The following is a 20,468-nucleotide window of genomic DNA, read 5'->3' as shown; positions in this document are numbered from 1 at the left end:
ATGATCAAAAACAAGTAATAACTAACTTTATTAAGTATAAAGGAATCGTTTCCTAATGTTCAAGAGGATGAGACGTGCGGATCATGAATAAATCATAAAAATGATGAATGATTATCCGCTCCTAATATATTCATGCTTGGAGCCGCCATTCTATCTTCAACATTTCCTAAATGAATCGTTTGATTGGGGACCATTATGATGAACAAAACAAAAGTGGCATCTTTCAAAGATGCCGCCTTCTTACATAACTATTCTTTTACATGTTGTAAAACATTAATAGTAAATATAATAACAGCAATAACGATAAGCGTGCCTCCGATTGCAGTAACGGGAATAAACGCATGGTTGCCATAAACGACAAAAATAAGTCCAATCATCATAAGCGGCAACCCGATATTATGAAGCCAAAAATGGGTTTTTGCTAATTTCGTCGCCGCCGCTTGCGGGAATAGATGATAAATAATTCCGGCTAGCGTTAACGCGGTCCAGCCAAGCAAATTAATATGAACATGGACAGGTGTTAATGTAAACGAGTGGGAAATGGACATGTACCATCCAAGGCAAACGCCGATGGCAAAATAAATTGCGGAAATTTTAATCAATCGAACCCCCAATGTAATATTCCTCCTTTTTCACTATTTATTAACATTCATACAGTGATAATGATACTAAACTATATTATTCCGTACCCGTCTATATTCCCAAAAAAATATAAAAAATCCTGCCTTTTTCAATCAAAGGCAGGATTTTCGTTGCAAATATTTTGTCATGAGCATATCTCGCTACCATAGCAAGGATGCTTTTTGCCTGCACCAGAAAAACGACCTTCCACCTCGTTTATGCGTTCCGTTTTTGCACCCAGCCGAGAATCATTTCGCGAATGAGTTTGCTTGCGGTGTTGGCGGTTTGTTCCGAATGGTCATAGATAGGCGCTACTTCCACTAAATCCGCTCCGACGACGCGAACATCCGATTTCGCGATTTCATGGATCGCCGCCAACAGTTCTTTAGACGTAATGCCGCCGGCGTCGACCGTTCCCGTGCCCGGGGCGTGGGCAGGGTCTAAAACGTCGATGTCAATCGTCACGTACACCGGACGCCCAGCTAGCTTTGGAAGCACTTCTTTTAGCGGCTCGAGCACTTCAAATTTCGCAATGTACATCCCGTTCTCTTTCGCCCACTCGAATTCTTCTTTCATGCCAGAACGAATGCCGAACGAAAATACGTTGGTCGGGCCGATAAGCTCTGCTACTTTGCGAATCGGCGTCGCATGAGACAGCGGTTCGCCCTCATAATGTTCACGCAAGTCGGTATGAGCGTCCATATGGATGACCGCTAAATCGGGATATTTTTTATACACCGCTTTAATGACCGGCCAAGAAACGAGATGTTCGCCGCCGATGCCAAGCGGGAATTTATCGGCCGCTAAAATTTTATCCACGAAGTCTTCAATGATCTCTAAACTGCGCTGCGCGTTTCCAAACGGAAGCGGAATATCGCCCGCATCAAAATATTTTACTTCTTCAAGTTCGCGATCTAAATACGGGCTATATTCTTCCAAGCCGATCGATACTTCGCGGATGCGTGCCGGACCGAAGCGGGAACCAGGGCGGTAGCTCACCGTCCAATCCATCGGCATTCCGTAAATCACCGCTTCGCTTTCCTCAAAATTCGGATGGCTTTTAATAAACACATTGCCCGAATACGCCTCATCAAATCGCATCGTCATGCCCCTCCCTTACTTCAATAAATCAGCGACAAATTTCGGCAGAACAAAGCAAGCTTTATGAAGCTCTTTTGTGTAATATTTCGTCTCAATATCGTGGAAGCGTTCATCGCTTACTTCAAGCGGATCGTATTTTTTCGAGCCGATCGTAAACGTCCATAGACCGCTTGGATATGTCGGGATATTGGCAGTGTATAGACGCGTAATCGGGAAAATTTCGCGAACATCGCGATAAACATTACGGATTAAGTCTGCTTTAAACCAAGGGTTGTCTGTTTGCGCGACAAAAACGCCGTCTTCTTTCAAAGCCTTTGCGATTCCAGCATAGAAACCTTTTGTAAATAAGTTGACAGCCGGACCGACTGGCTCTGTCGAATCGACCATAATGACGTCATATTCGTTTTCACTTTTCGCAATATGCATAAAACCGTCATCCACTTTTACTTCTACACGCGGGTCATCTAACTTTCCAGCAATTTCCGGAAGGTATTTTTTTGAGCATTCAATAACTTTCCCATCAATTTCCACCAATGTCACTTTTTTTACGCTCGGGTGTTTTAATACTTCACGAATAACACCGCCATCGCCGCCGCCAACGACAAGCACATTTTCCGGATTCGGGTGGGTGAAGAGCGGAACGTGTGCAACCATTTCGTGATACACAAACTCATCTTTTTGCGTTGTCATCACCATTCCGTCTAAAATAAGCATATTGCCGAACTCTACTGTCTCCACCATGTCCAGCTTTTGAAATGGGGTTTGCTCTGTATGTAAAGTTCGTTTAATTCTCGCTGTAATGCCAAAATGCTCTGTCTGCTTTTCCGTAAACCATAATTCCATCTTCAACAACCCTTCCTTTACTCATTTCGTCTATCATAACTATATACTACTTTTCATCTTTCCCTGGTAAAGAAAAAACCAAACATGAAAAAGTATAGAGCAATCTAGCAAAAATGCAAGCGAAACTTAATAGAAAAATGTTTAAAATAAAAAAAATTTTTGCATACTAATACAAAGACGATCATGAGGTGATGAACGTTGGAAATCATTCCAAGCAGCCGGTTTCGCGGAACATGGAAATACATTCGGGCATTCGTTTTTATTAGTTTTATCCTAGCAATCTTATTCGTCGTTACGCTTGCCGGTTTGATCGCGTTTGCCAAATTAAAAGGAGCCCCACCTTTAGCCGTGCCGCAAACGACAATTTTTTATGCAGATGATGGCACAAAAATCGGCGAGAGCGATAACGGGCAGACGCGTTACTGGGTAGACCTTGATGATATATCCCCCTATATTGTACAAGCAACGGTTGCTGTAGAAGACCGGAAATTTTATGAACATCACGGCTTTGATATAAAGCGCATTATCGGGGCCATTATCGCCGATATAAAGGCGATGGCGAAAGTGCAAGGAGCAAGCACCATCACCCAGCAATATGCGCGAAATTTATTTTTGAATCACGAAAAAACATGGACGCGGAAATTGCAAGAAGCATTATATACGATTCGCCTCGAAGCGAATTACAGCAAAAAACAAATTTTAGAAGGATACTTAAACACCATTTACTACGGCCATGGCGCTTACGGAATTGAAGCGGCTGCTCATTATTATTTTGGAAAACCGGCAAAACAGCTTACCTTAAGCGAAGCGGCAATGTTAGCCGGAATTCCGAAAGGTCCATATTACTATTCGCCACTTATTGATGAGAAGCGGGCAAAAGCGCGGCAAAAAACGGTGCTTTTGTCAATGGCGCAAACTGGATACATCAGCAAAAGAGAAGCAGAACAAGCGTATAAAGAACCGCTTGTTTATTCTCCCCATCACAAAATAGAAACGAAAAAGATCGCCCCTTATTTTCAAGATGTAGTGAAATATGTGCTGCGAAATCAATTAGGATTGGATGAACGCACGATTGAAATGGGCGGATTGCGCGTGTATACATCGCTGAATACGAAAATGCAGGAAATTGCGGAACAAAACATTCATAACATCATTGACCCTCACTCGAACATTCAAGCGGCACTTGTAGCGATGGATCCGCGCACAGGAGAAGTAAAAGCGCTCGTCGGCGGCAGAGATTACAACAAAAGCCCTTTCAACCGCGCCGTGCAAGCGGAACGGCAGCCGGGCTCTACGTTTAAACCATTTCTATACTACGCAGCCATTCAACAGGGATTTACGCCGTCGACACAAATGCGAAGCGAGTTGACCACCTTTGCCTTTGACAATGGAAAAGCAACGTATACACCACATAACTACAATAACTACTATGCGAACGACTCGATTACCCTCGCTCAAGCCATCGCGTTATCGGATAACGTCTTTGCTGTAAAAACGCATTTATTTATCGGTGAGGAAAAACTGGTAGAGACAGCGAAAAAACTAGGCATTACAAGCAAATTAAAAGCTGTTCCTTCACTCGCGCTCGGAACATCGCCGGTGAAAGTGATCGATATGGTGAAAGCTTACAGCGTATTTGCCAATAACGGCAAAAAAGTCGAGCCAGTTTTTATTAAAAAAGTCGTCAATCATCATGGAGAAACAATTTACGAATACAAACCATCAAGCAAACAAGTGCTAGATCCGGACGCCGCATATGTAACGACTCAGCTGATGACAGGCATGTTTGATCCGAAATTAAATGATTATACAACAGTCACCGGGCAATCGATTCGAAAGGAGATCACACGCCCATACGCAGGAAAATCGGGAACAACAGAAACAGATAGCTGGATGATTGGATTTTCGCCACAACTAGTTGCAGGGGTATGGACCGGTTACGACCGCGGGGAAACGATTGATAAAATTGCGGAAAAACAATATGCAAAACAAATTTGGGTGCAATTTATGGAAAAAAGTTTGCAAGGAAAACCAAAGAAAAAGTTTAAACCAACCAAAGGGGTCGTTGGGGTCTATGTCGACCCGGATAACGGCAAACTTGCGACAAAGTCATGTCCGGTAAAGCGTCTTACTTATTATATCTCTGGCTCAGAACCGAACGACTACTGCACCGACCATTTACATCAAAAGAAATCAAAGAAAAAAGAAGAAAAGAAAAATTGGTTTGAAAAACTGTTTCCTTGGTTCTAAAGGAAAACCCCTCAAGCGAAATCGCTTGAGGGGTTTTCCTGTCCTAGTTTTATTGTGTTATACATTTAGGTCTAGTTTACCCTTTTTCCTGTTAGACGACAAGTATTCGTCACATAACATTCACAAAAATGTCACATATATGGAATTTCATGAAAGCATTGGACATCTTCTCTTGTTATTTTTCGCCTTCGAGTCCTTTTTTCAATTCCTCACTCGAACGATTCCACATTTCGATATCGTGTTGCTTTAAAAAGTCCGCAAGCACCCGTTTTGATTTCTCATCCATATGATCCACGATAATATGGCGCTTTAATGACTTATCTAAACGATTTACATGCTCTGGAAGCAGTTTATAGCCGCGGCGAGCCTCCCTGTCGACCGTCATTTCGCACGCCGTTACGCCGGCATAATACGGTCCATCTTCTTTTCGCTCAATCGTTACCCATACGATCCAATACGGTTTTCCGTTTGGCACTTCATCGCGATTTGGCAAAAATTTAATTCCCCGTTCCACTGCGCTCCGGGCATGCATCGCTCCCATATCTACGAACGCTTCCCCCGCTTCGACATCGATAATCACCGGAGAAACATTTTCCAAGCTTAATACCCCTGCGCCAAACCCGCCGTGGCCGCCCGTTGGATCATCTTTAATGATATTAAACCCGATCGTTTTCTTTTTCTTCTCCATCCAAAAACGCCTCCTTCACGACTTAAAAAAAGAATAATGTAGAAAAAAATGATTGCAAGTTTTCTAATACAAACGGAATCGCCACATGAAAAATCGGCTGTATCGTATAGCGGTCAAGCGGCGTCAACACAAGAATAAGAAAAATAAGCGCTCCGTAACTTTCCCACTGCGCCATTTTCGCGCGAATGCCTTGCGGGGCCAAATCCTCGATAATCCGATAACCATCGAGCGGTGGAAATGGAAGCAAGTTAAATACAAACAATACCGTATTTAAGCCAATAAAAATTTGAAAAAATAAATCAAATCCCGCAGCAAACCAATCTGGGATCGCCTGCATAATTCCGAAATAAATCATGCTATACCACACAAGAAAACCAAGGGCGGCAAGCAATAAATTGCTTAAGGGGCCTGCAACTGATACAAGAATCCCGGCAAGGCGAGGATGTTTAAAGTGAAAACGATTCACTGGAACAGGTTTTGCCCAGCCAAGTCCAGCGAGAAAAATAAGCAATGTACCGAGCAAATCAAGATGGGCAAACGGCGATAACGTTAATCTTCCTTCGTTTTTTGCCGTCGGGTCTCCGAACTTATAAGCGACATAGGCATGGGCAAATTCGTGAATTGAAAAAGCAATCGCAAGCGTCATAAACACATATGGAATTTCATTAAGCGAATAAGGCAATAATTGTTCCACTTTTTTTAACTCCTTTTTCCATTCATTTATTACTTAAGTATACATGATTTGACAGAAAAAGTGGACTAAAGTTCCATTTTTCATGATATAATAAACGCGACAGATGACCAAAAGGAGGACGGGACGGGCCATGCCTTATGTTACGATCAAAATGCTCGAAGGACGTACGGAAGAGCAGAAAAAGGCGCTTGTCGAAAAAGTAACAGAAGCGGTCGCCGAAACAACAGGCGCCTCAAAAGACAAAATTGTCGTTTTTATTGAAGAAATGTCAAAAAATCATTACGCTATTGGCGGAAAACGTTTGAGCGACGAATAATAAGCATGAAGGCAAGAAACTTTTATTATGTTCCTTGCTTTTTTTTATTGCTAATTTTTTTAAAAACGAATATTATTATATATGCATTTAAAAATGTTCGTTTTTTGGAGGTAAACGATGTTTGATTTAACGAAACATAACACGAATTTAAAAACAGAAATCATTGCAGGATTTACGACGTTTTTAACAATGGTATATATCATCGTCGTGAACCCTGTTGTATTATCGGATGCCGGCGTTCCATTTTCCCAAGTGTTCACCGCCACGATTATCGCTACCGTCATCGGAACGCTATGGATGGCGCTGTTTGCGAACTATCCGATCGCAATTGCGCCGGGAATGGGGTTAAACGCATATTTTGCCTACTCCGTTGTTGGTTCGCATGGCAATATTTCCTACGAAGTGGCGTTCTCGGCTGTGTTCGTTGCCGGAATCATTTTCGTCATTTTGTCGCTGACGCCATTTCGCAGCAAGCTGATCGAAGCGATTCCAGAAAACTTAAAACATGGCATTACCGCTGGAATCGGCTTGTTTATCGCATTTATCGGCATGCGCCTCACCGGCATTATTCAAGCGCATCCACAAAACTTAGTCGCGCTAGGGGATTTGCACTCCCCATCGGTCATTCTGACGTTAGTCGGTTTAGCGGCTACGCTTGTGCTTATGTCGCTTGGCGTCAACGGCGCGCTCTTTTTCGGGATGGTCATCACCGGAGTGATTGCTTATTTCACCGGACAATTGAAATTTGAAAAAGGCTTCGTTTCTATGCCATCGCTTCCGGAAGGGCTTGTTGTCGCCAATCCGCTTACCGCCATTAGCGATGTCATCCATTACGGATTGTATGCCGTTGTATTTTCCTTTTTGCTTGTGACGATTTTTGACACGACGGGAACGATGATTGGCGTAGCCCAGCAAGCCGGACTGATGAAAGGAAAAACGATGCCACGCGTCCGTGAAGCATTGCTTTCCGACTCTATCGCAACCACGATCGGAGCAATGTTCGGCACTAGCCCAACATCCGCTTATATCGAATCTTCTTCGGGCGTCGCCGCCGGAGGGCGCACAGGTATTACAGCGTTAACGGTCGCTATATTATTTATATTATCCGCCTTTTTCGGGCCGCTTGTTAGCGCCGTATCCGGCATTTCAGCGATTACCGCGCCGGCGCTTATTATCGTCGGCAGCTTAATGATGGGAAACATCGCCCGGATTCAATGGGATCAGCTCGATGAGGCATTCCCAGCGTTTCTCATTATTTTAAGCATGCCGCTTACTTCAAGCATTGCAACGGGAATCGCGCTCGGCTTTATTTCCTACCCGCTGTTAAAAATCACGCGCGGTAAATGGCGTGAAGTACATCCGCTCGTTTATATCTTTGCCGTCCTCTTCTTCTATCAGCTTGCCTTCCTGCCGCATTAACGCAACAAAAAAACGAAGTCCCGTTCAGGCGTGGACTTCGTTTTTTACTTTGGCGCGCAATTTCTCTATGTACGCATACGCTTGCTCAATTTCTTCTTCCGTATAACGCTGCTTGCTTTTTAATAAAAATACTTTTTCTTTCACTTCTTCTTTCGTTAAATGCTCAAAATACAGCAATGTCGATACGAGTTCCAAAAACCGCGAATTTTGTTCATTCATATCTTGCATACATTCTTGTAAATGAGGCATGTCCAACTCGTAGTGGTTTAAAAACTGCTTTCCTGCTTCCGTCAACGTGTAGCGATATTGGAAATAACCGCCCTTTTTCTCTTTTACTTCATGCAAAAATCCTAAATCGCAAAGCTCCTCAACGCGGCATGTCAATTCTTCGGAATACGGTCCATAGAAGTGAAAGTCAAACTTCTCGTAAAACGGAAACTGTAATTTTTTCGCGATGTAAATCATTTTTTGTAGCTTTTTGCGACCAACAATTTCCCCAGCTGCCGCCAACGCCTTCATCACTTTTGCATGCTCTGTGAACACTCCCCGTCATCTCCTAACCCTCTAAAATTTCGATAATTTTTTTCTTGGTTGTCCGCTTCGTTGAAAAATCATAAATGAAATCAGCTGGAAAATATAGCTTATGGTCAGTTCTCCGCTTTCCGGAAATCGCATCGACAAGCACCGATTCCCGTGACAGTTCGCGGAGCTCTCCGTTCGGCATTAACAAGTAAATCGGCAGCCGCTCCCCTTCTTCGCCCGGACGATAAAAATCGTACGGCAAATCGGAAGAAGAATCGACAACTAAGTAATATTCCGGATCAATGCCCGCTTTTTTAAATAAGTTTGTCAGTTCGATCAGCTTTGTCATCTGTTCATTTGTTGGATTAAATTCGACATATTTGAATAAATGACGATTCACAAAACGACGGCATAGGTCGCTTAAAATCGCGTCACGCTCGTCTTGCCATTGCTGGAAATAAAATAATATGACCGCTTCATCAAGCTTTAAATAATCTTGCAAATCTACCTTTCCAGTAAAGAGAGAATAAAAATGAATCGGTTTCGTTTGAAAATTGTATCCTTCTTCATACAACTTTTTCGCCCGATGCAAAATTTTCGTTAAAATGACTTCGGCACTGCGCGTCACTGGATGAAAATATACTTGCCAATACATTTGATAGCGGCTCATAATATAGTCTTCCACCGCATGCATGCCGCTTCGCTTAATGACCACTTGATCTTCGCGCGGGCGCATGACGCGCAAAATCCGCTCCATATCAAAATTGCCATAACTGACGCCGGTATAATACGCATCTCTTAACAAATAATCCATTCGGTCAGCGTCAATTTGACCCGAAATTAAGCTGACAACAAGTTTATTCGGGTATGTTTTCGCAATGACTTCGGCCACTTTTTTTGGAAAATCTTCTCCTACGCGCCGAAGCACTTCATTTACTTCCGTATCTCCTAAAATAATCGCCTGGGTAAAATCTTCATGATCAAGATGAAATACTTTTTCAAATGAATGGGAAAACGGACCGTGGCCTAAATCGTGCAGCAGGGCCGCACATAAACATAGGAGCCGTTCACTATGGTCCCAATGTTCGCGGCCGACGAACACATCATCAACAATGCGGCGAATAATTTCATAGACTCCAAGCGAATGGTTAAAGCGGCTATGTTCGGCGCCGTGGAACGTCAAATACGTCGTACCGAGCTGTTTAATGCGGCGCAATCGTTGAAATTCTTTCGTTCCGATTAAATCCCAAATAACTTTGTCGCGAACGTGTATATATCGATGAACTGGATCTTTAAATACTTTCTCCTCACTAAGTTGCCCGCCGGGATATACCATGTTATCCCCTCTTTCATTTCTAACATGAATCTATTATAAGCCGTTTCAAATGATAAAAAAATACTTGATTTTTCCCCCTTCAACTATCAGTATTTCCTAAAAATAGAAACAAAAAATCACCTTCTTCTTAAAAAATGAAGGCGATTTTAGCTTTTCTTTAATCTTTCGGCAATTTTTTCAATAAGCTCATCTTCTGTCAGCGCGGAGACTGGACGGTTATTGACAAAGGCAAACGTTTTTTTGCGGCCGGGACCGCAATACGACTGGCAGCCAATTTTAATCGTCGCGTTTGGATCTAGCTTTTTCAAACGGGGAATCAACGTTTTTAAATTTGGTGCTTTACAATCGTCACAGACGCGAAATTCATTCGCCATCTCTTGTCACCCTTTCTCTTCGCTTGCCCTGTGGATTACACTAACGTGTATTCTAACGCTTCTTTTTCGCCAATGCAAGTTTGTTTGCTTGAAGTCTTGATTCCATTTACTTCCTTATGTTTGTATAACGAAAGTCAGCAAGTTCTTTTTTCGCATAGACAGCAACTCTTGCAAATTTTTATTCACGGAAACTAAAAATAGTATAAAATTTACTATTTTTGTCCATGCTTCTACTAGCAAACAAGAAAAAAAGGGAGTTGAGAATAATGAAACAACGTCAAGATGCATGGACAGAAGAAGATGATTTGCTATTAGCGGAAACGGTGCTGCGGCATGTGCGGGAAGGAAGTACACAGCTTAACGCGTTTGAAGAAGTTGGAGACAAACTAAACCGAACATCAGCTGCCTGCGGATTCCGCTGGAACGCGGTTGTCCGGCGTCGCTATGAGCAAGCATTGCAGCTCGCCAAACGGCAGCGAAAAGAACGGCAGCGCCTTTTAGGAAAACAGCAAGGCGGGAAGAAAAAATTGTTGTACAATCCACCGGTTCCTTCTTTGGAGGAAATAGGAGAAATCGCCCAATTACCAGCTGTTGTATCTCCTTCCAATGAAACAGCGTCGATGACGATCGATCACGTGATTGCCTTTTTACAAACATTAAAAACAACTCACCGCAACCACGAAGCATTAGCAAAAGAAAACGAGCGTTTACGAAAAGAAAATGAAGAAATGCGCGCAAAAAATGAAGAATTAGAAAAGAAAATTGCCAAATTAGAAGAAAACTCTTCCACGATTCAAGAAGATTATGAAACATTAGTAAGAATTATTAATAGAGCCCGCAAACTTGTCTTGCAAGAGGAAGAAGAGCGGCAAACGCTCAAATTCCGAATGGACCAAAACGGAAATCTGGAAAAAATCGCAGAATAAATAATGGCTGCCCGGTTCCATCGAGGCAGCCATTATTGTGTCATCAACGCTTTCTCATTCCGCTTGACGATCCGATCCCAATAATATTCGTATAGCGATAGCTCCTCCCCGGTCAAAGCGGACGAATAAAGCTCGCCGCCAAACGATTGCAGCGTGCGAAGCAACAAAAGCATGACCGACGGTATTGTCAAATCCTCGTTTAACAATTCGGAAAGCGATGCCATCGTGCTTGGAACAATCGTCGGGTATACGAACTTCGTCGTTTCTCCTTTTAGTCCAAGCTCATAAAACTGCCGGATTAACTCCGCTCGCGCTGATCCGCTTCCATTTATGCATAAATAAATTTGCACCGCGACTCCACCGCGCACGCGCCGCTGAGAAATACCGGCAAATTTTTTTCCAGCAATGCTTAAATCATAGCTTCCCGGACAATACGAACCGACGATTTCCCTCGCTTCAATCGTTTTATTGTAAGCCGAAAACATCGCCTGTATAAGCTGCCACATCGCTTCATATCCTTGGTTGATATCAATTGCTTTCGTCGTTTCCGGAAAAATGAGGGATATATTGAGCACCCCTTCATCCAGCACGACGGCAAGCCCCCCAGAATTACGGACAATGACGTGATACCCTTGCGTCTTTAAAAATGACACCGCTTCGTGCAAATAGGGGAGCTTCGCATCTTGAATCCCCAATACTACCGTATTGTAATGAACCCATGTACGAACGACCGTATCAGACTGTCCCGTTCCTACCGATGTGCAAAGTGTATCATCGATCGCAAACGATTGTTTCGCATCAAACATCGGGCCGAAATTCGACTGATCAATAATGCGCCATTTCGCCTGTTGCAACAATTCGTGAACCATTGCTTTTCTCCTTAACGAAGTAATCTGCAAAAAATTATATCACAATATGAAAAAAGGGTGACCACTTGTCACCCTTTTTTCGATTATAGCGATTGCGCCGCGGTAATGAGCGTAAGCTTGTATACATCTTCCGCATTGCAGCCGCGAGACAGGTCGTTAACAGGCTTATTCAGCCCTTGCAAAATCGGACCGACTGCTTCAAAATTACCGAGACGCTGAGCGATTTTATAACCGATATTTCCCGCTTCTAAGCTTGGGAAGATAAATACATTCGCATCTCCTTGAATGACCGAATCCGGCGCTTTCTTTTTCGCGACAGATGGAACGAATGCCGCGTCAAATTGAAACTCGCCGTCTAACACTAAGTCTGGCGCCATTTCTTTCGCAAGCCGCACCGCTTCGACGACTTTTTCCGTTTCCGGTGATTTCGCCGATCCTTTTGTCGAAAAGCTTAACATCGCCACACGTGGTTCGATATCGAACATTTTTGCGGTGTTGGCGCTCTCTACAGCAATTTCCGCTAAATCTTGGCTGTCTGGCGCAATGTTAATTGCGCAATCGGCAAACACGTACTTCTCGTCACCGCGCACCATAATAAATACGCCTGACGTTTTGCGGATACCTGGTTTCGTTTTAATAATTTGCAAAGCAGGTCTTACTGTATCGGCAGTCGAATGTGCCGCACCGCTTACAAGCCCATGCGCTTTATCCATGTACACAAGCATGGTGCCAAAGTAATTTTCATCCAGAAGCATTTCCCGCGCCGCTTCTTCTGTCACTTTTCCGTTGCGGCGTTCGACAAATGCTTTGACAAGCTCGTCCATTTCCTCGTATTGATGCGGGTCGATGATTTCAACATTTGGAAGGGTCAATCCAAGCTCATTTGCTTTTTGTTTTACCGCTTCCTCGTTGCCGATCACAATCGGTATGACAACTTGTTCATTGGCCAGACGGCTTACCGCAGTTAAAATACGCTCGTCAAGACCTTCTGGAAACACAATTTTCCGTTGTTTTCCTACTACTTTTTGTTTTAAGGCAGAAAATAAATCGCTACTCACGAATAATCCTCCTCAATATAAAAAATCCCCATATACTAGGATACTCTTATTATGTAGAAACGCAACCAATTTAAGCACTCGCAATGAATAGTCGATTTATTAAAATAATTCAGTTTACTGGCTTCTACATGCGACATTCGCGTGTTTTTTGGCTAAACTATGGTATAGTAGAACTGTAAATTACATATAAGGAGTGAATATAATGAGTGAAGCTGCACAAACACTCGATGGTTGGTATTGTCTTCATGATTTCCGCTCGATCGACTGGAGCGCTTGGAAAACGTTAACGAGTGATGAGCGTGAAGCAGCGATTCGTGAGTTTTTATCTTTAGTCGAAAAATGGCAAGAAACAGAAGATAAACAAGAAGGCAGCCACGCCATTTATACAATCGTCGGTCAAAAGGCAGATATTATGTTTATGATTTTACGTCCGACGATCGAAGAATTAAATGAAATCGAAACGGCGCTAAACAAAACAAAACTAGCCGAATTTTTGGTGCCAGCCTATTCATATGTTTCTGTTGTCGAGCTAAGCAACTACTTAGCCTCCGGCGACGAGGATCCTTATCAAATTCCGGAAGTGCGCCGCCGCCTCTATCCAATTTTGCCGAAAACGAAACATGTTTGCTTCTATCCTATGGACAAGCGTCGTCAAGGCAATGACAACTGGTATATGCTTTCCATGGAAGAACGCCGCAATTTAATGCGCGCCCATGGCATGACCGGCCGCAAATATGCCGGCAAAGTGACGCAAATTATCACCGGCTCCGTCGGCTTAGATGACTTTGAATGGGGCGTTACCTTATTCTCTGATGACGCATTGCAATTTAAAAAGCTTGTTTATGAGATGCGCTTTGACGAAGTGAGCGCCCGCTACGGAGAATTTGGATCGTTCTTTGTTGGAAATCGTTTAACAGTAGAAAAAGTACCGGTATTTTTACACGTGTAACCTCGACGGGGATGCTTTGCTTTTTAAGCATTCCCGATTTTTTTTGGACAATCTCCGTTTTTTCTGTCATATACCGTTTTTCTTCCCCATAAATATAAAATCAGAAATTCGTTTATAAATTTGTCACCATTTCTCGCTTCCGCAATAGCCTATTATTGTCGAGAAAAATGATATTTGAGGTGACGACATGGCTGTTGTGGCACACACAGATGAGGACGTCAAATTGCTGGCAAGACTGATGCGGGCAGAAGCAGAAGGTGACGGAAGACTTGGCATGTTAATGGTAGGAAACGTCGGAGTGAACCGTTGCATTGCCGATTGCCTTGACTTTCGGGGAATACGCACCATCCGCCAAATGGTATTTCAAAGCCCGGGCGGTTTTGAAGCAGTGCAAAAAGGATATTTTTATCAACGAGCAAGACAACTAGACATTCAATTAGCCCGTCAAGTGATTCGCGGCTGGCGATACCATCCTGCGACAAACGCGCTTTGGTTTTTTAAACCGGCAGGAGAATGTCCACCGCAATGGTTTAACCAATGGAACGTCGGTCGTTATAAGTCGCATTGTTTTTATGCGCCATCGCGTAGTGATTGCCCAAGAGTATATTAAATTTTCATAGAGGAGGTTCCCCTATGTCCAATAATTCATATGAAAATGCGTATAACCCGCTAGAAGATGAGCGTCAACAACCGTATCAACCTTATCAATTTTATCAACCTTATCAGCAGTATCCATATGGATATATGTACCCACAAACCTACTACCCAATGGCTTATCCATACTACCAACAACCAATGACAGCGTACCAACAGCCAATGATGGCGCCAACTTCTGAATTTGGTTTGCAGGCGCCTTCTTTCGCGGCGCAAACACCGACAATGGCAAGCCAGCCGTCCATCCCTGGCATGCTGCCAATCGAAGAGTCTTACATTGAAAACATTTTGCGCCTCAACAAAGGAAAACTCGTTACCGTATATATGACGTTTGAAAACAACCGCGAGTGGAACGCAAAAATATTCCGCGGAACCATCGAAGCGGCGGGGCGCGACCATTTAATCTTGAGAGACCCGCAAACGGAAATGCGCTACTTATTGCCGATGATTTACCTTGATTATATTACGTTTGACGGGGAAATTGCCTACGAATATCCGTTTGCTGGGGCGACAGCGCAATTGAGCAGCTATTCCCCGCGATAACCGCAAAAAATAAGGTTGCTAGCGGCAACCTTATTTTTTTATGCCATCCCACGCCGCGCCGCCTCAGGGAAAAGCTTCAACCTGGCCGCATATTCACCCCAATTATGTGATGCCAATCACACTTAGCCCGCATGCTGCATTGTATAATGGTCTCGAACAAAGCAAAAGAGGTGGCCTGGCATGGCCTGGACAGTTCATGAAATTCTGCTAGGAATGCATATCTTTCTCGCGGTGATTTGGGTAGGAAGCATTTTCTTTATCGGTTGGGGGATCTACCCCGTAGCGAAAACAATGCCGACTTCCCAGCAGCAGCTATTTTTTCGTTCTCTTATGCGATGGACGCATTGGCCGCTTACATTGGCAGGCTCCGGAGTGATCATAACCGGCATTTTGCTCGGTACCGTCGCTGGACCGATCCGCCACTGGCATGACTTGTGGAACACGACATACGGCCATATATGGCTGGCCGCTCTTCTCATCGGCATTGCGACCTTGGTATGGGGAGTGTTTGTCGGCTATCGGCAGGCAATGAACATTTTTACCGACGATTCCCTTTGGCAACAAGCAGAAAGCGGTGACACCGCGCCGCTGGCGAAGGCAATGGCGACCATCGTCGCCGTAGAGTCGGTAGAAGCGATCGGCTTTGTCGCTTTGATCATCTGTATGCTTTTGCTGCGCTGATAGAAGAGTTACTTACGCTGCAAGGAGGTGAACAGATTGGGCATCAAGAAGGAACATCGTTCTGGTTATCGTCGTCATAACTGGTCTTATCGATTTTCGTGGGTTCACCTCATGCGGCCGCTGACCTTCACTGGTACGATCGGCCCGGTGCTGGCCGGCACCGTCTTAGCCGCTAAAAAAGGGCACGTCCGCGCCGACATGTTTGCGGCGATGTTTGTCGCCTCTCTGTTGGTACAAGCGGCGACAAATATGTTAAATGATTATTTTGACGTCCTGCGCGGTCAAGACCGCGACAAGTGGGCGGCACCCGGAGATCCATCATTTGGCCGCGGTCCCGCCCATCATGCTATTCCTGCTGTCGCCGGCGTCATGCTCGCTGCGGCGGCGCTGCTTGGCGCATACTTAGCCTGGCACAGCCATTTATGGATTGCCATCGCCGGCGCGTTAGGAATCTTGTTCGGTTACGCCTACTCGGCCGGTCCTCGTCCTTTATCATCGCTAGGTTTAGGGGAGCTTGTCGCTGCTGTATTCATGGGTCCGGTGACCACGGCCCTCGCCTATACCGTGCAAGGCGATCCGCCCGATGTCCAAGTTTTTGCCGTTTCTCTCCCTTTCGCTCTGCTGATCGCTTCCATGATTTTATCTAACAATATACGCGACATCGAAAAAGACCGGACATTTCGTCACACCTTAGCGATCGTTCTTGGACGCGCGGGCGCTGTACATCTTCTTTCCGTTATACTCACTCTCGCCTACTTGTCCATGATTAGTTTGATCGCTTTTCATATCGTTCCATGGACAGCGGGAGCGGCCTTGCTCGCTCTACCGCTAGCCATTCGGCTTCGCTGGTGTTTCCGCCATGGGGCCGAACGGATGGATGAAATTAGCGGTATGAAATGGGCGGCCTGGCATCACTGGGTCTTCGGATTGCTCTTTGTTTTTGGCATATCCCTGTAAACGAACGTCAGAAAAAACTTTCGGCCATTTGCCACCCGCAAAGAACCGTTTATATTCCAAAAAATAAGGAGCGCTTCATGGAAACGCTCCTTTCAACTTATTTTCATTGCCGCATAACCGATCAGCACCCACGCGATTAAAAAGGCAACGCCGCCAAATGGGGTGATCATCCCAAGCGGTTTGATTTGCGTCACGCTTAACACATATAAGCTTCCGGAAAAAAGCACAATGCCAATAAACATAATCCAGCCAGCTGTTGTCAATAGGCTGATATTCGGAAACTTACCGAGCAATAGACCAACGACAAACAAGCCGAGCGCGTGGAACATTTGATATTGTACGCCCGTTTTCCATATTTCTAAGTAACGGTCCGGAATTTTTCCTTCTAACCCATGCGCTCCGAACGCCCCGAGCGCAACCGCTAAAAATGCATTGATCGCTCCAAGGAGCACAAACATTTTCATTGATCTCCGTCCTCTCATGAACAATTTTCCATCACTATGATAACGTATTTCCACACAAAAGAAAAACCCTTCTGCTCAGGAAGGGCCGCATTATCGCTGCTGCAAATACATCTCTAATACTTGTTTTACTTTTTCCGCCGAATCGCGATCGGCATGAATTTCATAGTGATCTCCATCCACTTTTGCCGTCACATTCGAAAATCCTTGATGATGCAAAAACTCTTCAATATCAATGATTTCCTCTTTTGGGCTAAACAATGTTTTATATCCGACAAAATCGCCGTTTACGTATACTTCGTAACGATCATGGGTCAATTTTACTTCATTTGCATCGGTATCGACAAAAGGGAAAAAATCAAAACGATCTGGCATATGGTCACCTCCGCTTATTGACCATTATTCCCTTTTGTCTACCGATTATGAGAAAAGAAAATCTTAACTTAAAAATCGAATAACGATGGTCCGTTTGCGTCATCTCCGATTTCGATCCGCTCACTTTTCCCTTGTGAGATGGAAAGCGGCGACACCTCCACGGAAGGAGAAACGGTCATTTCTTTTGTTTCTTCTTCTAACACCAAATCGCAAAGAGCACGGACAATGGCGATATGCTCGCGCAGATGCTGCGGGCTGGCAGTCGTCTTCGCCTGCCGCAGCTGTTCCTCCATTTTCGTTAAAATGGTGGTGATCGGTATATGCAACTCCTTTCACTCCTATCTACATAAAATCACGCTGAACTCCTAGCGCTGTCATCTCTTCCCGCTCGTTTTAAATATTTTCAATCTGCCAATCAATCGGTTCGCGCCCCACTTTTTGCAAAAAGGCATTTGTTCGCGAAAAAGGACGATGCCCAAAAAAGCCCCGCGCTGCGGAAAATGGGCTTGGGTGAGGCGCTTCAATAATATGATGACGCGGATTGGTAATCAGTTCTTTTTTCGCTTGCGCATGCCGTCCCCATAAAAGAAAGACAACGGGATCTTCTTTTTCATTAACAAGCTCTATCACACGGTCCGTAAAAAATTCCCATCCTTTTCCTTTATGTGAATTCGCTTCCCCGCGCCTTACTGTTAATACAGTGTTTAGCAATAATACTCCTTGCTTTGCCCACTTTACTAAATAACCGTTATTCGGTATGTAACACCCTAAATCGTCATGAAGCTCTTTAAAAATATTGGCTAGCGATGGTGGTATCGGAACTCCCGGTTTGACGGAAAAACTCAATCCATGCGCCTGTCCTGGTCCGTGATACGGGTCTTGCCCTAGAATGACCACTTTCACTTGCGCATACGGCGTATAATGAAGTGCATTAAAAATATCATACATATCAGGGTAAATCGTTCTCGTACGGTATTCCTCTTTCAAAAATTCGCGCAGTTTGATGTAATACGGCTTGTGAAACTCTTCTTCGAGCAATGGAGCCCAGTCATTTTTTAAAATCGCCATACGCATAACTCCTTCTCGTTTGTTCACCATTAATGTACCACAGCCGACTTCAATATAAAACCATTCAGCAATGAACCGAAACAGGCAAATGAACAGCACCAAATCGCTGCAAGCTAGCACGATCGGTGAATTCGGCGCAGATAAAACCGATGATGTTGAAGCACTTGCCAACCGTCTCCAGCTTGTCGATAAGCTGAGAGCGCCTTATCAATAAAGGCGCTCTCCTTCGAACTTAAAATTGAATTTTTCCTTCTAAAAAGTTTTTTAGCTCTGAAATCGGGATTCGCACTTGTTCCATTGTGTCGCGGTCGCGCACCGTCACCTTGCCGTCTTGCTCGGAATCGAAATCGTACGTAATACAGAACGGTGTACCAATTTCATCTTGACGGCGATAACGTTTGCCGATCGAACCAGACTCGTCATAGTCCACCATGAAATATTTCGATAGGTCTTCATAAATGCGGCGCGCGCCTTCCGATAGTTTTTTCGACAGCGGGAAGACAGCTGCTTTATAAGGAGCTAGCGCCGGATGCAGACGCATCACTGTCCGTGTCGTACCGTCTTCCAGCTCCTCTTCATCGTAGGCGTCAATCATGAACGCAAGCGTCACGCGGTCCGCCCCAAGAGATGGCTCAATGCAATAAGGGATATAACGTTCGTTCGTGTCTTGGTCAATATATCGGAAATCTTCGCCGGAATATTCCATATGTTGTCTTAAATCATAATCCGTACGTGACGCAATTCCCCATAGCTCGCCCCAGCCAAACGGGAATTTATATTCAATATCGGTTGTGGCGTTGCTGTAGTGCGACAATTCTTCTTTCGTATGGTCGCGAAGACGGATGTTTTCCGGCTTCATGCCTAATGACAACAGCCATTGCTTGCAAAACTGTTTCCAATAATCAAACCATTCTAGCTCCTCACCAGGTTTACAGAAAAATTCTAACTCCATTTGCTCGAATTCGCGGGTACGGAACGTAAAGTTTCCTGGCGTAATTTCATTGCGGAAGCTTTTGCCGATTTGCGCGATGCCGAACGGCAGTTTTTTTCGCATCGTACGCTGGACGTTTTTAAAGTTCACGAAAATGCCTTGCGCCGTTTCCGGGCGGAGATAAATTTCGTTTGCACTTGATTCCGTTACTCCTTGATATGTTTTAAACATTAAATTAAATTGACGAATGTTCGTAAAATCATGGCTGCCGCATTCTGGGCAAGCGATATTATGCTCTTTAATGAGCTCTTCCATTTTTTCAAACGGAAGACCATCGACGACCATTTCGATTCCTTTTTCTTCTAACGCATTTTCGATCAGCTTGTCAGCGCGGTGACGAGCTTTGCATTGTTTACAGTCAATCATTGGGTCATTGAAGTTGCCTAAATGGCCGGATGCTTCCCACGTTTTTGGATTCATTAAAATCGCCGCGTCCAAACCGACGTTATAAGGTGATTCTTGAACGAACTTTTTCCACCATGCCCGCTTAATGTTGTTTTTTAATTCCGTTCCTAATGGGCCGTAATCCCATGTGTTTGCTAAGCCGCCGTAAATTTCTGAACCTGGAAATACAAAGCCGCGATGTTTTGCATGTGCAACAATTTGCTCCATTGTCACTGACATAACTGTTTCCTCCTTTACTATTTTCTTTAGACATACAAAAACGCTCTCGCCACTAGGCCTTATGCCTAGGGACGAGAGCGTGACTCCCGCGGTTCCACCCTAGTTGATGCGACCTGCGCATCCACTTTTTCAGGAAAGTAACTCCGGA

Annotated in this window: 24 protein-coding genes; 9 read left to right on the top strand and 15 right to left on the bottom strand. The window is 44.3% G+C overall.

All coding sequences use genetic code 11. The features are described 5' to 3' along the window. Positions 1-248 precede the first annotated feature (248 nt). The 3 genes from QSJ37_RS09635 to speE all read right to left on the bottom strand — a co-directional run bounded on the left by QSJ37_RS09635 (position 249) and on the right by speE (position 2,565). Positions 249-620, bottom strand: a complete 372-nt coding sequence (locus tag QSJ37_RS09635; protein ID WP_285756098.1) for a cytochrome-c oxidase — start codon at positions 618-620, stop codon at positions 249-251. 217 nt (positions 621-837) lie between these two features. Further along, entirely contained in the window at positions 838-1,722 is an 885-nt protein-coding gene (gene speB, locus QSJ37_RS09630) for an agmatinase (protein WP_081188512.1), read from the bottom strand. Positions 1,723-1,737: 15 nt separating this feature from the next. Next, positions 1,738-2,565, bottom strand: a complete 828-nt coding sequence (gene speE, locus QSJ37_RS09625; RefSeq protein ID WP_285756097.1) for a polyamine aminopropyltransferase — start codon at positions 2,563-2,565, stop codon at positions 1,738-1,740. Positions 2,566-2,763: 198 nt separating this feature from the next. Between speE and QSJ37_RS09620 the strand changes: the two genes are divergently transcribed. Beyond that, positions 2,764-4,815: a transglycosylase domain-containing protein gene (locus tag QSJ37_RS09620; protein ID WP_285754945.1), complete on the top strand. Its 2,052-nt coding sequence runs from the start codon at positions 2,764-2,766 to the stop codon at positions 4,813-4,815. A 175-nt stretch (positions 4,816-4,990) separates the two neighbouring features. Here the strand turns inward: QSJ37_RS09620 and QSJ37_RS09615 are convergent, their stop codons facing one another. Then, positions 4,991-5,503 carry a YwhD family protein gene (locus tag QSJ37_RS09615; RefSeq protein ID WP_285754943.1) on the bottom strand — a complete coding sequence of 171 codons (513 nt, stop codon included), beginning with the start codon at positions 5,501-5,503 and terminating at the stop codon, positions 4,991-4,993. Between the two features lie 22 nt (positions 5,504-5,525). After that, a complete protein-coding gene (locus QSJ37_RS09610) occupies positions 5,526-6,197 on the bottom strand; it encodes a site-2 protease family protein (RefSeq protein WP_285754942.1) in 672 nt (223 codons plus the stop codon). A gap of 130 nt (positions 6,198-6,327) precedes the next feature. On the opposite strand from QSJ37_RS09610, the gene QSJ37_RS09605 reads away from it, so the two are divergent. After that, on the top strand, positions 6,328-6,513 hold the full coding sequence (locus tag QSJ37_RS09605; protein WP_015865358.1) for a 2-hydroxymuconate tautomerase: 186 nt from the start codon (positions 6,328-6,330) through the stop codon (positions 6,511-6,513). A 117-nt stretch (positions 6,514-6,630) separates the two neighbouring features. Next, positions 6,631-7,932 (top strand): NCS2 family permease, encoded by a 1,302-nt coding sequence (locus tag QSJ37_RS09600; protein WP_285754940.1) that lies wholly within the window; start codon positions 6,631-6,633, stop codon positions 7,930-7,932. A 24-nt stretch (positions 7,933-7,956) separates the two neighbouring features. Here the strand turns inward: QSJ37_RS09600 and QSJ37_RS09595 are convergent, their stop codons facing one another. The 3 genes from QSJ37_RS09595 to QSJ37_RS09585 form a co-directional block, all read right to left on the bottom strand. Then, a complete protein-coding gene (locus QSJ37_RS09595) occupies positions 7,957-8,475 on the bottom strand; it encodes a YwgA family protein (RefSeq protein ID WP_285754939.1) in 519 nt (172 codons plus the stop codon). Positions 8,476-8,488: 13 nt separating this feature from the next. Then, positions 8,489-9,790 carry an HD domain-containing protein gene (locus QSJ37_RS09590; protein ID WP_285754937.1) on the bottom strand — a complete coding sequence of 434 codons (1,302 nt, stop codon included), beginning with the start codon at positions 9,788-9,790 and terminating at the stop codon, positions 8,489-8,491. Positions 9,791-9,936: 146 nt separating this feature from the next. Further along, positions 9,937-10,164 carry a YuzB family protein gene (locus QSJ37_RS09585; RefSeq protein WP_015865362.1) on the bottom strand — a complete coding sequence of 76 codons (228 nt, stop codon included), beginning with the start codon at positions 10,162-10,164 and terminating at the stop codon, positions 9,937-9,939. A gap of 266 nt (positions 10,165-10,430) precedes the next feature. Here QSJ37_RS09585 and QSJ37_RS09580 point away from each other — a divergent pair, with 266 nt between their 5' ends. Next, the gene (locus tag QSJ37_RS09580) at positions 10,431-11,090 is read left to right on the top strand and encodes an RsfA family transcriptional regulator (RefSeq protein ID WP_062754472.1); all 660 of its coding nucleotides are present in this window, start codon (positions 10,431-10,433) and stop codon (positions 11,088-11,090) included. Between the two features lie 32 nt (positions 11,091-11,122). Here the strand turns inward: QSJ37_RS09580 and lipL are convergent, their stop codons facing one another. Together lipL and pta are read right to left on the bottom strand one after the other, a co-directional pair. Then, positions 11,123-11,959: an octanoyl-[GcvH]:protein N-octanoyltransferase gene (gene lipL, locus QSJ37_RS09575; RefSeq protein ID WP_285754934.1), complete on the bottom strand. Its 837-nt coding sequence runs from the start codon at positions 11,957-11,959 to the stop codon at positions 11,123-11,125. Positions 11,960-12,042: 83 nt separating this feature from the next. Next, entirely contained in the window at positions 12,043-13,017 is a 975-nt protein-coding gene (gene pta, locus QSJ37_RS09570; RefSeq protein ID WP_285754932.1) for a phosphate acetyltransferase, read from the bottom strand. Between the two features lie 202 nt (positions 13,018-13,219). On the opposite strand from pta, the gene hemQ reads away from it, so the two are divergent. From hemQ to QSJ37_RS09545, 5 genes are all read left to right on the top strand, one after another. Next, positions 13,220-13,966 carry a hydrogen peroxide-dependent heme synthase gene (gene hemQ, locus QSJ37_RS09565; protein ID WP_285754930.1) on the top strand — a complete coding sequence of 249 codons (747 nt, stop codon included), beginning with the start codon at positions 13,220-13,222 and terminating at the stop codon, positions 13,964-13,966. A gap of 187 nt (positions 13,967-14,153) precedes the next feature. Beyond that, positions 14,154-14,576, top strand: coding sequence for a cell wall hydrolase (locus QSJ37_RS09560; protein ID WP_285754929.1), 423 nt, complete (start codon positions 14,154-14,156; stop codon positions 14,574-14,576). Between the two features lie 23 nt (positions 14,577-14,599). After that, a complete protein-coding gene (gene gerQ, locus QSJ37_RS09555; protein WP_285754927.1) occupies positions 14,600-15,163 on the top strand; it encodes a spore coat protein GerQ in 564 nt (187 codons plus the stop codon). A gap of 180 nt (positions 15,164-15,343) precedes the next feature. Further along, positions 15,344-15,844 (top strand): hypothetical protein, encoded by a 501-nt coding sequence (locus QSJ37_RS09550; RefSeq protein ID WP_285754926.1) that lies wholly within the window; start codon positions 15,344-15,346, stop codon positions 15,842-15,844. A gap of 27 nt (positions 15,845-15,871) precedes the next feature. Further along, the gene (locus tag QSJ37_RS09545; protein WP_483313593.1) at positions 15,872-16,801 is read left to right on the top strand and encodes a prenyltransferase; all 930 of its coding nucleotides are present in this window, start codon (positions 15,872-15,874) and stop codon (positions 16,799-16,801) included. Between the two features lie 92 nt (positions 16,802-16,893). Here the strand turns inward: QSJ37_RS09545 and QSJ37_RS09540 are convergent, their stop codons facing one another. The 5 genes from QSJ37_RS09540 to QSJ37_RS09520 all read right to left on the bottom strand — a co-directional run bounded on the left by QSJ37_RS09540 (position 16,894) and on the right by QSJ37_RS09520 (position 20,320). Beyond that, on the bottom strand, positions 16,894-17,265 hold the full coding sequence (locus QSJ37_RS09540) for a DUF423 domain-containing protein (RefSeq protein WP_062754481.1): 372 nt from the start codon (positions 17,263-17,265) through the stop codon (positions 16,894-16,896). Between the two features lie 90 nt (positions 17,266-17,355). Continuing rightward, positions 17,356-17,637: a hypothetical protein gene (locus QSJ37_RS09535; protein ID WP_015865370.1), complete on the bottom strand. Its 282-nt coding sequence runs from the start codon at positions 17,635-17,637 to the stop codon at positions 17,356-17,358. A 68-nt stretch (positions 17,638-17,705) separates the two neighbouring features. After that, positions 17,706-17,963 (bottom strand): YwdI family protein, encoded by a 258-nt coding sequence (locus tag QSJ37_RS09530; protein ID WP_015865371.1) that lies wholly within the window; start codon positions 17,961-17,963, stop codon positions 17,706-17,708. 67 nt (positions 17,964-18,030) lie between these two features. Continuing rightward, a complete protein-coding gene (locus QSJ37_RS09525) occupies positions 18,031-18,705 on the bottom strand; it encodes a uracil-DNA glycosylase (RefSeq protein WP_015865372.1) in 675 nt (224 codons plus the stop codon). A gap of 232 nt (positions 18,706-18,937) precedes the next feature. Then, positions 18,938-20,320: a glycine--tRNA ligase gene (locus QSJ37_RS09520; protein WP_285754923.1), complete on the bottom strand. Its 1,383-nt coding sequence runs from the start codon at positions 20,318-20,320 to the stop codon at positions 18,938-18,940. Between the last annotated feature and the right edge of the window lie 148 nt (positions 20,321-20,468).

The organism is Parageobacillus sp. G301, assembly GCF_030268025.1.
GTDB classification, from domain to species: Bacteria; Bacillota; Bacilli; order Bacillales; family Anoxybacillaceae; genus Parageobacillus_B; species Parageobacillus_B toebii.
Note: the sequence above shows the minus strand (reverse complement) of the source record. Positions and strands in the feature narration are given on the sequence as shown.

Coding starts and splice junctions, on each gene's coding strand:
- speB (WP_081188512.1), bottom strand. CDS start 1,722: ATGCGATTTGATGAGGCGTATTCGGGCAATGTGTTTATTAAAAGCCAT.
- speE (WP_285756097.1), bottom strand. CDS start 2,565: ATGGAATTATGGTTTACGGAAAAGCAGACAGAGCATTTTGGCATTACA.
- QSJ37_RS09615 (WP_285754943.1), bottom strand. CDS start 5,503: ATGGAGAAGAAAAAGAAAACGATCGGGTTTAATATCATTAAAGATGAT.
- QSJ37_RS09605 (WP_015865358.1), top strand. CDS start 6,328: ATGCCTTATGTTACGATCAAAATGCTCGAAGGACGTACGGAAGAGCAG.
- QSJ37_RS09600 (WP_285754940.1), top strand. CDS start 6,631: ATGTTTGATTTAACGAAACATAACACGAATTTAAAAACAGAAATCATT.
- QSJ37_RS09590 (WP_285754937.1), bottom strand. CDS start 9,790: ATGGTATATCCCGGCGGGCAACTTAGTGAGGAGAAAGTATTTAAAGAT.
- QSJ37_RS09585 (WP_015865362.1), bottom strand. CDS start 10,164: ATGGCGAATGAATTTCGCGTCTGTGACGATTGTAAAGCACCAAATTTA.
- QSJ37_RS09580 (WP_062754472.1), top strand. CDS start 10,431: ATGAAACAACGTCAAGATGCATGGACAGAAGAAGATGATTTGCTATTA.
- lipL (WP_285754934.1), bottom strand. CDS start 11,959: ATGGTTCACGAATTGTTGCAACAGGCGAAATGGCGCATTATTGATCAG.
- hemQ (WP_285754930.1), top strand. CDS start 13,220: ATGAGTGAAGCTGCACAAACACTCGATGGTTGGTATTGTCTTCATGAT.
- QSJ37_RS09560 (WP_285754929.1), top strand. CDS start 14,154: ATGGCTGTTGTGGCACACACAGATGAGGACGTCAAATTGCTGGCAAGA.
- gerQ (WP_285754927.1), top strand. CDS start 14,600: ATGTCCAATAATTCATATGAAAATGCGTATAACCCGCTAGAAGATGAG.
- QSJ37_RS09550 (WP_285754926.1), top strand. CDS start 15,344: ATGGCCTGGACAGTTCATGAAATTCTGCTAGGAATGCATATCTTTCTC.
- QSJ37_RS09540 (WP_062754481.1), bottom strand. CDS start 17,265: ATGAAAATGTTTGTGCTCCTTGGAGCGATCAATGCATTTTTAGCGGTT.
- QSJ37_RS09535 (WP_015865370.1), bottom strand. CDS start 17,637: ATGCCAGATCGTTTTGATTTTTTCCCTTTTGTCGATACCGATGCAAAT.
- QSJ37_RS09525 (WP_015865372.1), bottom strand. CDS start 18,705: ATGGCGATTTTAAAAAATGACTGGGCTCCATTGCTCGAAGAAGAGTTT.
- QSJ37_RS09520 (WP_285754923.1), bottom strand. CDS start 20,320: ATGTCAGTGACAATGGAGCAAATTGTTGCACATGCAAAACATCGCGGC.